The following is a 13,815-nucleotide window of genomic DNA, read 5'->3' as shown; positions in this document are numbered from 1 at the left end:
AAATAAAATATGAGTACAAAAAATATTACTGATAAAGAAAAAGGTAAAAAAGACGTTGGGGCACTTATAGGAGCCGCATTTATAATGGCAACATCAGCAATTGGGCCAGGGTTTTTAACTCAGACAGCACAGTTTACTCAAGATTTTGGGCCAAGTTTTTCATTTGTAGTATTAATTACAACTATCCTTTTTATAGGAGCTCAAGTAAATGTATGGAGAGTAATTGGTGTATCAGGGCTTAGAGGTCAAGATATAGCAAATAAAATAGTACCTGGCTTGGGTTACTTTGTAGCTTTTTTAGTAGGCCTTGGTGGATTAGCTTTTAATATAGGAAATGTTGGTGGAGCTGCACTTGGTATGAATGTAATGTTTAATATGAATATGACATTAGGAACTATATTAAGTGGGTTAATAGCAATATTTGTATTTATGTCAAAGAATTCAAATTCTTTAGTAGATAAGATAACTAAGTTTTTAGCATTAGGCATGATAATTATAGTTGGATATGTAGCAATATCAAATCATCCTCCTGTTGGAGAAGCAGTTTATAGAATGGTAAAACCAGAAAATCCAAAGACATTGATATTTCCAATAATAACTCTACTTGGAGGAAGTGTTGGAGGATATATAACATTTGCTGGAGGACATAGATTAATAGATGCTGGAATAACAGGTGAAGAAAATATAAAAGAAATAACTAAATCATCTCTTTTAGGGATATTGGTTGCAACTATGATGAGGGTACTTCTATTTTTAGCAATATTAGCAGTAGTTTCAAAAGGGCTTCAACTTGACCCAGAAAATCCAGCAGCTTCAGCTTTCAAGTTTAGTGCAGGAGCGATAGGATATAAATTCTTTGGGCTTGTATTATGGTCTGCTGCAATTACATCAGTTATAGGAGCTGCTTATACATCAGTTTCCTTCTTAAAGACGCTAAATCCTTTTATAGCAAAAAATGAAAAGTACTTTATAATAGCATTTATAGCTATATCAACACTTATAATGGCATTTATAGGTAAACCAGCAACTCTATTAATTTTAGCAGGTGCTTTAAATGGTTTAATACTTCCAATAACTTTAGGAATAATGCTTATAGCATCTAAGAGAAAAGATATTGTTGGTGATTATAAACATCCTACATGGCTTTTGATATTTGGATTAATAGTAGTTTTAATATCTGCTTATGCAGGAATAACTTCTCTTAGTAGTCTAAGTACTTTATTTGCTTAATTTAGAAGAGGTGACATTTATGGAAACTAGATACTTGCTATCAGGAGACAAAGCAGTAGTTGCTGAATTTGGAAATGAGATATCAGAAGATATAAATAAAAAAGTAATTTCGTTTATGAGAGCGATAGAAATATCAAATCTTAAAGGTATTGTTACAGAAATGGTGCCAACATACAGGTCACTTATGATAAGTTACAATCCCTTGAAAATAGATTTTGATAGTTTAATTGAGAGTTTAAAAAAAATAGAAAATAATTTAGAAAGTATAGAGCTACCAAAACCTAAAATGCATGAAATTCCAGTATGTTATGATAAGGTATTTGGTATAGATATTGAAACTGTTGCAAGCTACAATAATCTGACTGTAGATGAAGTCATAAATATACACACAGGCAGAGAGTATTTAATATATATGTTAGGATTTACTCCTGGATTTCCATATCTAGGTGGAATGGATGAAAGAATAGCTACACCTAGATTAGAAGTACCAAGAACTAAAATTTACGGTGGAAGTGTGGGAATAGCTGGTTCTCAGACAGGTGTATATCCTATAGATAGCCCTGGTGGATGGCAAATAATTGGGAGAACACCTTTAAAACTATATGATGAAAATAGAGAAGAGCAAATTTTACTTCGAGCTGGAGATTTTATAAAGTTTGTTCCAATAACTTTAGATGAATTTATAGAAATTGAAAAAAATAATTTAAGTGTTTAAAAATAGTGATAATGCAGGGAGTGGTATATATGGGATTTAAAGTAGAATTAGGAGGTTTCCAAACATTAATACAAGACAGAGGTAGAGTTGGATATGGACAATATGGTGTATCTGGGTGTGGAGCAATGGACGAATATGCACATAGAGTAGGAAATATATTAGTTGGAAATTCTGAAGATGAAGCTTCTTTGGAGGTTCTAATGTTAGGTCCTACAATTACCTTTGATGAATATACACAAATAGCAGTAACTGGCGGAGATTTAGGAGCTAGAATAAATGGAAAAGAGATTCAAAATTGGAGGTCATATCAAATAAATCCTGGTGACATATTATCATTTAGAGGTGTAAAATCAGGAGCTAGAGCATATGTATCAATAGCTGGTGGAATAGATGTGCCACTTGCAATGGGAAGTAAATCAACTTATACAAGAGCTAAGATTGGTGGATTTGAAGGTAGAGCACTTAAAAAAGGCGATTATATAAATACTTTTGCTCAGGAAAAAGATTTTACAATAAATAAAAAATTAAATTCAAAATATATTCCAAATTATAGTTCAGAAATAGTACTGAGAATTGTAAAAGGCCCTCAATTTGATGCTTTTTCTAAAGATGAAGTAGAAAAATTCTTATCAAATGAATACAAAGTTACAAATGAAATAGATAGAATGGGTTGTAGACTAGATGGAGAGAGTATAAAGCACCTTAATGGAGCAGATATTATCTCTGATGGTATTTCTTATGGAGCTATACAAGTACCTGGACATGGGAAACCTATTATAATGCTATCAGATAGACAGACTAGTGGTGGCTATACTAAAATAGGGAATGTTATAAGTGTAGATTTATATAAGTTGTCACAAGCAAAACCAAATGATGTAGTAAAGTTTGAGTTTGTAGATATATATGAAGCTCATAGATTATTGAGAGAACAAGAAGATAAGATTCAAGATATATATAAAAGTATGAAAAATATAAGAGTTGTTAAAGCCAAAGTATTAAATGATATAGCGGTTTAATTTAAATTTAATTAATATTAATTTTTGTTACAATTTAAAATACAATTTAGAAATAGCTATTTACTATTTGCCATTATTAAAATGGTTTGAATTAGTCAAATAGCTATTTTTATTTGAGTAGATACATTAATTTTAAAAGAGCTTACGTTTTGGTTCTATGTATTAAACATTTTAAGTATTAAACAATTGTATTATAGATATTTACTTGGACTTTATCGGCCAAATGGGAGGTGATATAACACCATATCCACGAGCTATTGTATCTTTACTTGGATTGATGATTTTATGAGGTACATTGGCTTTTATAAATGTTGAGTCCCCTGGATTTAATCTTACTATTTTTTCACCCATACAAATATCAACTATACCACTTGTTACTACCATGATTTCCTCTGATGCATGATAGATACAATCTTTAGCATCTTCACTTTCTGGATTAAGTTCAAATTCTACAAGTAAAATTGAAGGTGCAAAATCAGCTGTTGGCATTGGAGATACTATCTCATAAAACATTTCACTTTTTGGAAACTTCATCATAACTCTATCTTCTTTTCTGATGACTAAATCATCAGTATTATTATCATCCATAAACATATATAAAGGAGTATCTAAAACTTCAGCGATTTTTCTTAATGAAGACAGGGATGGTTCGATAGCATCTCTTTCGATTTGAGATATATAACTTATAGATAAGTCTGTCAATTTGGAAACATCACTTAGTGTTTTTTTCTTGTTTTTTCTTATATTTCTCATTTTTTCCCCTAGCATAAGAACCTCCAAATAATAAAATTTATACAAAATATTCGATTAAAACAAAGTAATTATAGCATAACATAGAAGTAGTAGCAAGAAAGATGCATGGAAGATTTTAAGAATTAGCAATTAGTGAGATGCAAATAAAATCTTATAAAAATAAATTATTGATGAATTAATATAATGCAGAAGAATTTAATTTATGATTATTAATTTAAAGGGTGGTATTGTAGAATATTTTAGAAAAAAGTAAATTTTCAGTAAATTATATTGACAGAAGTATTGAAGTAATAATATAATTTGAAGTGTAAAAGTAAAAAAATTAAATTATTACTTCAAAAATAAGGAGGTTAACATGAAAATAACAGATATTAAATTTGAGAAATTAAGAATTAAATTAAGAAAGCCTGTTGTAGTTTCGTTTGGAACAATTGAATATGGAGAGAGCATAATCTTAAAAATTGAGACTGATGAAGGTTACTATGGATTTGGAGAAGCTGCTCCTCTTGCAGCAGTTACAGGTGAAGCTTTAGATACTGTACTTTCTATATTAATTATGTTTAAGAAGGAACTTATAGGTAAAGACCCATTGGATATTGAAACTATACATACAATTATGGATGGAATCATAATAGGTAATACTTCTGCTAAAGCAGCAATTGATATAGCTTTGTATGACCTTAAAGGTAAAATTATGAATGTACCTCTTTATAAGGTTCTTGGAGGATATGATAACAAAGTTCAAACAGATGTAACTATAGGTATAGATAAACCAGAGAAAATGGCGGAAGAAGCACTGGGAAGAGTTAGAGAAGGTTTTAGAATATTGAAGCTTAAAGCTGGAATAAGACCTGAAGAAGATATTGAAGCTGTAAAATTAATTAGAGAAGCTGTTGGAGATAATATAAGAATTAGAATAGATGCAAATCAAGGTTGGAATGTAAATAGTAGTATAAATACTATCAAAAAACTAGAAAAATTTGGTGTTGATGCGATTGAACAAGCACTTCCACATTGGGATTTAGATGGAACTGCCTACATAAGAAATAAGAGTAATACCAAGATTATGATAGATGAGTCATTACATTCACCAATAGATGCAATTAAAGCTATAAAGAAAAATGCAGTTGATACGTTTAATATCAAGTTAATGAAATCTGGCGGAATTTATCCTGCAATAAAAATCAACAATATAGCTGAAGCAAGTGGGGTTAATTGTATGTTAGGATGTATGCTTGAAACAAGGATTGGTATAACAGCAGCAGCCAATTTAATAGCATCTAAGAAGAATATAACAGAAGCTGACCTTGATAGTTTTATGTTTTGTGAAGAATTAGAAAGTATATCTGGAGGATTTGAAATGGATGGAGATATTATGAATCTTGTAAATAAACCAGGTTTAGGAATAGAAGTGAACTTATGATGAAATTAGGGGGTTAAATATGAATACACTTTTTTCAAGTACAGGTAGTATACTTGCAATAATGACAGCTATGATTGCATTTGGACTTTACTTACAAAAATATAAAGTAACTAAAAGCTTAGGACCAGCACTTACAATAATCATAATGGGAATAATACTTTCAAATTTAAAAGTAGTTCCAGTAAGTACAGAATTATATGGAACTATTTCTACATATGCTATACCAGTTTCCATGACTATAATGTTGATGAGTGTTGACTTAAAAGAAATGACAAAGCTATCAAGAGAGCCTTTAATAGCAATTTTTGTGGCAGTATTGACAGTAAGCATAATGGCGTTTTTATTTGGATTGGTATTTGCAGGCGAAATATCAGAAGGATGGAAAGTCGCAGGGATGTTTGTAGGTACATATACTGGAGGAAGCGCTAATCTTACAGCTATTGGAACTGGTCTTAATGTAAGTAGGCAGACTCTAGCAGCAGCAAATGCAGCAGATTATGTAATTGGAGTTCCAACATTAATATTTATGTTTGCACTTCCAGCAGTATTAAAAAATTCGAAGAAATTTCAAAAGTTTTGGCCATATCATGTAGAAGAATCGGAATTAGAAGATTGCCAGAACGAAGAATTTATGCAATCAAAAGAGTGGAGTATAAAAGATATTGCTTGGATGTTGGCTATAGGTTTTGTTGTTACAGAGATTGCAACAATACTTTCAGGATATTTTAGTTCAAGTTTTAGTAGTGCAGCAAGAATTCTTTTAGTTACAACAATTTCGATTATAATTGCTCAGTTAAAACCAGTAAAAAAATTAAAGGGTAATTTAGATTTAGGATTATTTGTTGCATTATTCTTTTTATGTACAATAGGATTTTCAGTAGATATAAAAGAGTTTTTAGGTTCAACTTTTACTATAACGTTTTACTGCTTTAGCATAATATTTGCTTCATTTGCCTTCCATCTATTTGTAACTAGAATGTTAAAGATAAAGTACCAATATGTAATACTTTCTATAGTAGGAGCAATTGCTGATGGTCCAACATCAGCTTTAGTAGCTGCTTCAGCAAAATGGAATTCGCTTGTAAGTGTAGCTGTAGTTATGGGGGTAATTGGTGGAGTATTAGGAAATTATGCAGGCATATCGGTGGCATATGCAATAAAAATGTTTCTTGGTCTATAGGAGGTGACTTTATTGAGAAAGTTTAAGTTATATATATCTGGTTTATATAGTGGTAATGTAGTATTTGACGAAGTTTTACTTATTGAAAAGCTGAATCCTTTTACAAATGAAATAGAAGAAATAAAACCTATGAGTAAAGAGGAAGGCACATATTATTTAAATCTTACAAAAATAGATTTGAAATTTTTATTTGAAAAATTTAATGTTTATAGCAATAGTTTAATAAACACAGACAAAAGTATAGTTGTAAATGAGTTAGGAGAAACATATTCTAAGTTTAATGACTATATCTGGGTTCAAAGAAATAAAAAATTTCCTTTAGATGTAATTGTTTTGGATAATAAAGTAGTTGGATTTATATGTTTGTCTAGGGAAACTTGTACTATATTAATTATGGATGGATATGAGGATTATACGATATTAAAAGAGTGGAAAAAAACACATGAAAATGAAGAGATATATCCTATAAAATTTGATGGAAATTACATGATTGATATGAAAGATGGAATAAAACTTTCTACAGATGTATATCTTCCTAAGTTTGAAGACTCTACTAAAAAAGTACCCACAATTCTTATGAGAACTCCATATGGAAAAGAAAATGATAAAGAAATATATTATAAGTATGTACAAAGGGGATATGCTGTTGTAATACAAGATGTCAGGGGAAGAAATGAATCAGAAGGTAAGTGGGAGCCTATGATATATGAAAGAGAAGATGGAGATAGTACTATAAATTGGATAGTAGCACAAGAATGGTCAAATGAAGTTGTTGGAATGCTGGGAGCATCATACCTTGGTTATGTTCAATGGGCAGCTGCATCTTCAGGAAACAAACACCTAAAAGCTTTAATTAGTATAGTTACAGCAGGTAGCCCTTTCATTGATATACCAAGAAAAGGTGGAGCTTTTGTATCTGGAATGCTTGCATGGGCATTTATGGTATCAAGAAATAAAGTTGATAGAAGTAAAATGATAAGAGATGACTGGGATGATGTTTTAAATATAAGACCAATACAAAATATACCTATTGAAGCACTTGGATATAGAATAGAATTTTTAGAAGAGTGGATAAAAAGAGTAGAAAAGGATGAATATTGGGATAGGATGGATTGGCATCTAAAAAAAGATAAAATAAATGTGCCTGCATTAGTCATATCTGGATGGTATGATGATAATGGTATGGGTACTACAGAAGCTTTGGATGTAATAAAAAATTATGAAAGAGGAAAGAGAAAGGCTATATTAGGTCCATGGATGCATAATTCAAACACTATAAGGGATATAAATGATATTCCTTTTGGAGATAATTCATTGAGGTATGATGTAGACTATAACTATCTATTATGGTTTGATAAATACTTAAAAGGAATAGAAAATGATATAGATAAGACTGCTCCAATAGAGTATTATTCAGTAGGTTCGAATGAATGGAAGATGGCAGAAAATTGGCCAATAGAAAATAAAATAGATAAAAGCATCTATTTAATAAGTGGTGGAAATGCTAATACATCTTTAGGGGATGGAAAACTATCTTTTGAAGAATGTTCAAAATATAGTTATGATAGCTACATATATAATCCAAAAGACCCTTCAATACAGTTGATTGATATGTCAGAAAATGAAGTGGGAGTTCCAAATAATTATAAAGATTTGGAGAAAAGAAGTGATATGTTGTGTTATACATCAGATGCTTTTAGTGAAGAATTTACTATAACAGGTGATATAAAGTTGGAATTCTTTGCATCAAGTTCTGCAAAAGATACTGATTGGGTCATAAAAATTATGGATGTGGATTCAGATGGAAACTCAATTAAATTAGCTGATGGTATACTAAGTGCTAGATTCAGAAATAGTTTTTATAAGTCAGAATTTATGGAAGAAGGAGAAATTTATAAGTTCACAATAACAACTTCAAAAATATCAAATACATTTAAAACTGGACATCGAATTAGGTTAGATATAACATCTAGTGCAAAAAACTTTATATTCCAAAATAGTAACACTAAAGATGGTTATAACAGTATTGAGTATATAAAAGCAAAAAATACAATTTATCATGGAAGTAAATACCCATCTAGATTGATAGTGCCAATAGAAAATAATTAAATTAATAAATTAAATAATAAGGAGATATAGTATAAATCAATACTATATCTCCTTATAGGTTAAAGTGATTATATTTACTTATTAAAGTTAAAGAAATTATTTTGTAGCCGCAACAACGCTCATTTCAACTAATAAGTGCTCTCTAGCAAGTCTAGCTTCAACACAAGCTCTAGCAGGTTCAAATCCTTTTTCAACCCAAGCATCCCATACAGAGTTCATAGCTTCAAAGTCTTTCATATCTCTTAAATAAATAGTAACAGATAGTAAATGTTGTTTGTCTGAACCGTATTTGTTTAATAAATCTTCTATTTTATTTAAAACTTCAGTAGTTTGCTCAACTACTCCTCCTTCAGCATGAGTTTGTCCACATAAATAAACTGTATTGTTGTGAACTACAGCTCTACTCATTCTTCCAGTTCCTTCATATCTTTTTATTTCCATATTTTAAATACCTCCATAATTAAAAAATCCACTAAAAATCTAAATAATAAATTAAAAAAAGTCTATACTATATAGAATTATATTATATATTTGGAGAATAATCTATAAAAAGATATAACTTTTTACTTATAATTATTATTGTTATTAATTGAAAAGGTTTATTAGTTACTTGACATAATTTATACTTTTAATTATAGTATAAATTGGAATATTTAGATAATTATTATTTCAATTTATAAATTTTAGTTTTTAAGTAGTTTTTAAATATAGGTTTATGTATTTTTATAGAAAAGAGGTAAATATGAGTAGTACAATCAAATCAAATCGAATAAAAGGTATAATGTTTATAATGGCATCAGCTCTTGGTTTTGCAATGATGTCTGCATTTGTAAAACTGGCAGGCGATTTGCCAAGTTTTCAAAAAGTATTTTTTAGAAACTTGGTATCGGCTATAATAGCGTTTTGGCTTATTATAAAACATAAAGGAAGTTTAACAGGTAAAAAAGAAAATATGAAGGTTCTTTTATATAGGTCAATCTTTGGAACTTTAGGAGTTATATTTAATTATTATGCAATTGATAAGTTGATGCTTTCAGATGCTAATATGCTAAATAAAATGAGTCCTTTTCTCGTAGTTATATTTTGTGCAATTATTCTAAAAGAAAAAATAAACATAAAACAGATAGGGGCAATTATAATTGCATTTATAGGAGCTTTATTTATAATAAAACCAACATTTAGTGTTGAAGTAATTCCATATCTAGGAGGAGTCGCAGGAGCTGTATTTGCAGCAATGGCATATACTTGTTTAAGAATTCTTGGAGATAGAGAAGATTATTATACAATTGTGTTTTTCTTTTCAGTTTTTTCATTAGTTACTGTAGGACCAATAGCTTTTGCAGTGTATGAACCAATGACTCTTATGCAACTTGTGTATTTGTTATTGGGTGGAGTATTTGCAAGTTTAGGTCAATTTGGTATAACTTTAGCATATAAGTATGCGCCAGCCAAAGAAATTTCTATATTTGACTATAGTAATATAATATTTTCAGCAATCTTGAGTATATTCTTGTTTAATGTTTATCCAGATACACTAAGTATTGTGGGATATGTAATAGTATTTTCAGCAGCATTTTATATGTTTTTATACAATAAAAAATTAGACAAATTGGATAAAGAAATTGACAAGCAAAATAAATGAACAAATAGTATCAAAGTTTATATTAAAAATAAATAATATTAAGCTAAAAAGGTATAGCATATTAAGTCAAAACAGCAGTTAAAAGTAAAAAACTATAACTGCTGTTTCTTTTATCAAAAATATCCAAATATATATAAAAATAGAATATAATAAAGTAGTAGAAATAATATAAAGGGGATAATTTAAAGTATGGAAAAAGTAAAAGTTGCTGTGATTGGAGCAGGTAATAGAGGTACATATGCGTATGCTCCATATGTTTATGAAAATTCTGATATATGTGAGATAGTTGCTGTAGCAGAACCTAAAGAAGGAAGACGTGAATTGTTTGCACAAAAGTATAACTTAAATAGCAAAAATGTATTTGAAACTCTAGAAGAATTCTTTAAACAGGATAAAATGGCAGATGCAGTCATAATAGCTACAAATGATGATAGACATTATGACGTAGCAAGTTTAGCTCTTCAAAAGGGTTATCATATATTATTGGAAAAACCAATGTCTAATAGTTTAGATGGATTAGTACATATAAATGACCTGTGTGATAAATATAAAGATAAGATTTTTATGATTTGTCATGTACTTAGATACTCTCCATTTTACAATAAATTAAGAGAAATTGTAGAAAGCAAAAAATTAGGAGAGTTAGTTAGTATACAATATAATGAGAATATAGGATATTGGCATTTTGCTCATAGTTTTACTAGAGGAAATTGGAGAAATAGTAATGAGACAAGCCCTTTGATTTTGGCGAAGAGTTGTCATGATATGGATATTCTATTATATTTGGTAGGTAGTAGATGTAAAAAAATCTCTGCATTTGGAAGTTTAAAGCATCTTAACAATGAAAATGCTGGGGGAGAAATGGCACAGAATTGCCTTCAATGTTTAGTAGAAAAGAAATGTCCATATTCTTCAAAACAAATTTATCTAGAAAATGACAGAAATATAAATAGAGCTGTACATATAAATCCTACAAAAGAGAATCTTTTAAAGATACTTGAAACAAGCCCATATGGAAGATGTGTTTACAGATGTGATAATAATGTTGTAGATAACATGGTAAATATATTACAATTTGAAAATGGAGTAACAGCTACTTTTAATCTATGTGCATTTACTAAAGAAAATGGAAGAACTATAAAGATGATGTTTAGTCATGGAGAAGTTGGTGGAGATTTAAATAAAAATGAGATAAGAATTAAAGAATTTGGAAAAAATGAAGAAGTAGTTATAAATCCATCAAATAAGAAAAATATGGTAGAAGAATATGATAGAAATCTCATAGCTGAGTTCATTAAATTAGTTTCAAGTAAAAACTTAGAAAAAGGAAAAGTAGCAGCAAAAGATGCTATAGAAAGTCATATAATGGCATTTGCAGCAGAGTATTCAAGAGTGAGTGATGAAGTGGTGCATATAGATAAATTTTTCGATGATGCTATAAAGATGACTAAAGAAATAGAAGAAACTATATTTTAAATATAAAAGATTACACAAATAAAGATAGATTAGATAATAGGAATATATAAATCTTCTATTAAGTAATCTATCTTTTTATTAAGATTTTTTCTTATCTTTATCAAAAAAATCCATGCATTCAGATAAGAGATAAGAAAGTAAGGCAAATAAAATTTCTGTACTTAAAGGAATCGTTATTGAACCCATAAATGTATCAATTATGTTCATAGCTAAAAAAGTTAGTATAAAATAAATTATAAATTCGCAAAATTTGTAAATTGAATACGGCAATTTGTTTACATATCTAAATATATCTAAAATGGTAGTGCATAGAAAATCAATTGGGGTAGTTATACAAAAATATATTAAAAAGAAAATTAGTACAGACCCAAGAGATTTATATTCAAAACCTAAGAATGATAAGAAGCCAATTCCTATAACAGTGAAAATACAAAAAGTTATACCAAAAAAAACAGCAAAAAATAAAAATACAGAAATAAATTCGCCTAAAGGAATCCTTCTTTTATTACTTATCTCAATCAACTCCTTATGTATAACATGAAATTTATATAAATAACAACATTCTTAAAAATTCATAATAATCTTCTGTTTCAAATAGTATTGTTTGAGAATCTATTTTCTTCATATTTGGGTAGAAAGAAGCTTTAAAAGCCTTGTAATGTTCTCTAAACTTTATTTCAATTTTAAACTTGTTTGGTAATTTTATTAAATGTCTAGATAAATCTCCAGATAAAGATTCTCTAACACCTTCTTCTATTTTTTTTAGTGCAAGATTTGGATGAATTGAAATTGAGCCATTTCCAATTCCTTTTGAAACAGGAACAGTGATTATATTTGGGTTTAGTTTTTTTGCACTTTCACAAAGCATTTCATCTCCACTTAAAAATGCCACAGGAACATTATAGTATGCAGCAGCATAAGCATTTATAGTAAATTCAGATGCTATCTCATCATTTATTTTAAAGTAGTCATAGTCAATATCCATAGTATGAGAAAGTGGATTACCATTACAAGTAGCTCCAGAATGATAACCAGTAAATACACATGCATCAAAACTTTCATCAATCCCAGCCATCATAACTAGTGGGTCTTTAGTCCATCCTCTAAGTATTTTGACATTTTCAGGCAAAATATCTGGATTAATATTTCTGCCACTATCATGTGCATCTTTAACAAGTATTTCTTGCATACCAGACTGAGTAGCTCCATTACATGCAGAAGCTATTTCTTTACTCATTTGTGTTCTATAGTGCTCTGAAAATTCGCATTCAAGCTTTGTTTCATCCCAATTTACAATGCCACAAGTACCTTCTATATCGGCACTTAAATATAACTTCATAATATAATCCCCCTTAAATTTATTATTAATGATAACAATAGATAACAGTAAATATACAATTAATAAAAGGCAGAAAAATATTATGTCTCATTATTAATTATTATTAAATCTGTAACTGAAAAATAACTGATATTAAAAATATAACGCTATTAGTATCTATTAGACCAGTTTTGCTATATACAATATTTATATAAGATTGTAACATAGAAGTAGCTACATTTACTAGTTTAACATACTTAAAACATTGATAGATATTATTTTTAAGCTTGTTTAATGATTGTAGCGTTTTAACATTAGTAGAAAGAGTTGAGTTATAGAATCATTCTATAGAATTAGTAAGAAAGAAGATATTTAGGGGGTTATAATAAACTAATAATATATACTCAAGTATATTTTGTAGTTATCAAATAACCCTTAATAAAATATTTTGTTCTAATTATATTTTTTGTTTTTTATAAAAAATACAATGATTATTGCTAAAATAGGATTTATTGAAAATCCTACTAATGTCCAAAAACTACTGTTGAGATTTTTATTTGTAGAAACTTTATTGCATGCAATTAAAACTATTATATAAATGATACAATTTACTATTCTAAATATATGTGATGTAAAACTTTGGGCAAGTGCAAATAAAGTAAATGCATAGAATAAGCCCATAAAAGCAAAGAAAATATAGTTTAAGTTCTTAAATTTTGGCAAATGCTTTTTACTATCATTAATTGACATAATAACGCCAAGAACCATAGCTATCCATCCAAATAAATTTGCTGCTTGTAGACTAAATATTGTCATGAGTATTCTCCTTTATAATTATTTACATTAAGTATACAAGATAATTTGCCAATATGAAAGTGGATAAAAGCAATTATATAATTCAAGAAAATTAAATACAACGAATACTTTATATAATTAAAATATAATAAAGTAGA

At 28.8% G+C, this 13,815-nt stretch carries 13 protein-coding genes; 8 read left to right on the top strand and 5 right to left on the bottom strand.

Annotation, left to right across the window (positions count from 1 at the left end):
* Nucleotides 1-9 precede the first annotated feature (9 nt).
* From KGF41_RS06500 to KGF41_RS06490, 3 genes are read left to right on the top strand one after another with little or no spacing between them, the layout of a single operon-like run.
* Nucleotides 10-1,230 carry an NRAMP family divalent metal transporter gene (locus KGF41_RS06500; RefSeq protein ID WP_227827256.1) on the top strand — a complete coding sequence of 407 codons (1,221 nt, stop codon included), beginning with the start codon at nucleotides 10-12 and terminating at the stop codon, nucleotides 1,228-1,230.
* 19 nt (nucleotides 1,231-1,249) lie between these two features.
* Nucleotides 1,250-1,945, top strand: a complete 696-nt coding sequence (pxpB, locus tag KGF41_RS06495; protein WP_227841946.1) for a 5-oxoprolinase subunit PxpB — start codon at nucleotides 1,250-1,252, stop codon at nucleotides 1,943-1,945.
* Nucleotides 1,946-1,974: 29 nt separating this feature from the next.
* Nucleotides 1,975-2,961: a biotin-dependent carboxyltransferase family protein gene (locus KGF41_RS06490; RefSeq protein WP_227841945.1), complete on the top strand. Its 987-nt coding sequence runs from the start codon at nucleotides 1,975-1,977 to the stop codon at nucleotides 2,959-2,961.
* Between the two features lie 201 nt (nucleotides 2,962-3,162).
* Here the strand turns inward: KGF41_RS06490 and KGF41_RS06485 are convergent, their stop codons facing one another.
* On the bottom strand, nucleotides 3,163-3,729 hold the full coding sequence (locus tag KGF41_RS06485; protein ID WP_227841944.1) for a helix-turn-helix domain-containing protein: 567 nt from the start codon (nucleotides 3,727-3,729) through the stop codon (nucleotides 3,163-3,165).
* A gap of 340 nt (nucleotides 3,730-4,069) precedes the next feature.
* Here KGF41_RS06485 and KGF41_RS06480 point away from each other — a divergent pair, with 340 nt between their 5' ends.
* Genes KGF41_RS06480 through KGF41_RS06470 form a run of 3 tightly spaced genes read left to right on the top strand, consistent with a single transcriptional unit; the run spans nucleotide 4,070 to nucleotide 8,426 of the window.
* Nucleotides 4,070-5,137 carry a dipeptide epimerase gene (locus KGF41_RS06480; protein WP_227841943.1) on the top strand — a complete coding sequence of 356 codons (1,068 nt, stop codon included), beginning with the start codon at nucleotides 4,070-4,072 and terminating at the stop codon, nucleotides 5,135-5,137.
* Nucleotides 5,138-5,156: 19 nt separating this feature from the next.
* On the top strand, nucleotides 5,157-6,317 hold the full coding sequence (locus KGF41_RS06475; protein ID WP_227841942.1) for a DUF819 family protein: 1,161 nt from the start codon (nucleotides 5,157-5,159) through the stop codon (nucleotides 6,315-6,317).
* Between the two features lie 12 nt (nucleotides 6,318-6,329).
* Nucleotides 6,330-8,426 (top strand): CocE/NonD family hydrolase, encoded by a 2,097-nt coding sequence (locus KGF41_RS06470; RefSeq protein ID WP_227827262.1) that lies wholly within the window; start codon nucleotides 6,330-6,332, stop codon nucleotides 8,424-8,426.
* 96 nt (nucleotides 8,427-8,522) lie between these two features.
* Here the strand turns inward: KGF41_RS06470 and KGF41_RS06465 are convergent, their stop codons facing one another.
* The gene (locus tag KGF41_RS06465) at nucleotides 8,523-8,867 is read right to left on the bottom strand and encodes a RidA family protein (protein WP_227434296.1); all 345 of its coding nucleotides are present in this window, start codon (nucleotides 8,865-8,867) and stop codon (nucleotides 8,523-8,525) included.
* A gap of 301 nt (nucleotides 8,868-9,168) precedes the next feature.
* On the opposite strand from KGF41_RS06465, the gene KGF41_RS06460 reads away from it, so the two are divergent.
* The gene (locus tag KGF41_RS06460) at nucleotides 9,169-10,068 is read left to right on the top strand and encodes a DMT family transporter (protein ID WP_227827263.1); all 900 of its coding nucleotides are present in this window, start codon (nucleotides 9,169-9,171) and stop codon (nucleotides 10,066-10,068) included.
* Nucleotides 10,069-10,257: 189 nt separating this feature from the next.
* A complete protein-coding gene (locus KGF41_RS06455) occupies nucleotides 10,258-11,544 on the top strand; it encodes a Gfo/Idh/MocA family protein (protein WP_227827264.1) in 1,287 nt (428 codons plus the stop codon).
* A gap of 78 nt (nucleotides 11,545-11,622) precedes the next feature.
* Here the strand turns inward: KGF41_RS06455 and KGF41_RS06450 are convergent, their stop codons facing one another.
* The 3 genes from KGF41_RS06450 to KGF41_RS06440 form a co-directional block, all read right to left on the bottom strand.
* Nucleotides 11,623-12,066 carry a regulatory YrvL family protein gene (locus KGF41_RS06450; protein WP_227827265.1) on the bottom strand — a complete coding sequence of 148 codons (444 nt, stop codon included), beginning with the start codon at nucleotides 12,064-12,066 and terminating at the stop codon, nucleotides 11,623-11,625.
* Nucleotides 12,067-12,088: 22 nt separating this feature from the next.
* Complete coding sequence (locus KGF41_RS06445) at nucleotides 12,089-12,883, bottom strand: M55 family metallopeptidase (protein ID WP_227827266.1); 795 nt, start codon at nucleotides 12,881-12,883, stop codon at nucleotides 12,089-12,091.
* A gap of 432 nt (nucleotides 12,884-13,315) precedes the next feature.
* Nucleotides 13,316-13,678: a hypothetical protein gene (locus tag KGF41_RS06440; protein WP_227827267.1), complete on the bottom strand. Its 363-nt coding sequence runs from the start codon at nucleotides 13,676-13,678 to the stop codon at nucleotides 13,316-13,318.
* Between the last annotated feature and the right edge of the window lie 137 nt (nucleotides 13,679-13,815).

This window comes from Clostridioides sp. ZZV14-6150 (genome assembly GCF_020657875.1).
In the GTDB taxonomy this organism is placed as follows: Bacteria; Bacillota; Clostridia; order Peptostreptococcales; family Peptostreptococcaceae; genus Clostridioides.
Note: the sequence above shows the minus strand (reverse complement) of the source record. Positions and strands in the feature narration are given on the sequence as shown.

Bases quoted from the DNA above. Each gene is read 5' to 3' on its own strand.
- KGF41_RS06500 (WP_227827256.1), top strand. From the start codon at position 10: ATGAGTACAAAAAATATTACTGATAAAGAAAAAGGTAAAAAAGACGTT.
- pxpB (WP_227841946.1), top strand. From the start codon at position 1,250: ATGGAAACTAGATACTTGCTATCAGGAGACAAAGCAGTAGTTGCTGAA.
- KGF41_RS06490 (WP_227841945.1), top strand. From the start codon at position 1,975: ATGGGATTTAAAGTAGAATTAGGAGGTTTCCAAACATTAATACAAGAC.
- KGF41_RS06485 (WP_227841944.1), bottom strand. From the start codon at position 3,729: ATGCTAGGGGAAAAAATGAGAAATATAAGAAAAAACAAGAAAAAAACA.
- KGF41_RS06480 (WP_227841943.1), top strand. From the start codon at position 4,070: ATGAAAATAACAGATATTAAATTTGAGAAATTAAGAATTAAATTAAGA.
- KGF41_RS06475 (WP_227841942.1), top strand. From the start codon at position 5,157: ATGAATACACTTTTTTCAAGTACAGGTAGTATACTTGCAATAATGACA.
- KGF41_RS06465 (WP_227434296.1), bottom strand. From the start codon at position 8,867: ATGGAAATAAAAAGATATGAAGGAACTGGAAGAATGAGTAGAGCTGTA.
- KGF41_RS06460 (WP_227827263.1), top strand. From the start codon at position 9,169: ATGAGTAGTACAATCAAATCAAATCGAATAAAAGGTATAATGTTTATA.
- KGF41_RS06455 (WP_227827264.1), top strand. From the start codon at position 10,258: ATGGAAAAAGTAAAAGTTGCTGTGATTGGAGCAGGTAATAGAGGTACA.
- KGF41_RS06445 (WP_227827266.1), bottom strand. From the start codon at position 12,883: ATGAAGTTATATTTAAGTGCCGATATAGAAGGTACTTGTGGCATTGTA.
- KGF41_RS06440 (WP_227827267.1), bottom strand. From the start codon at position 13,678: ATGACAATATTTAGTCTACAAGCAGCAAATTTATTTGGATGGATAGCT.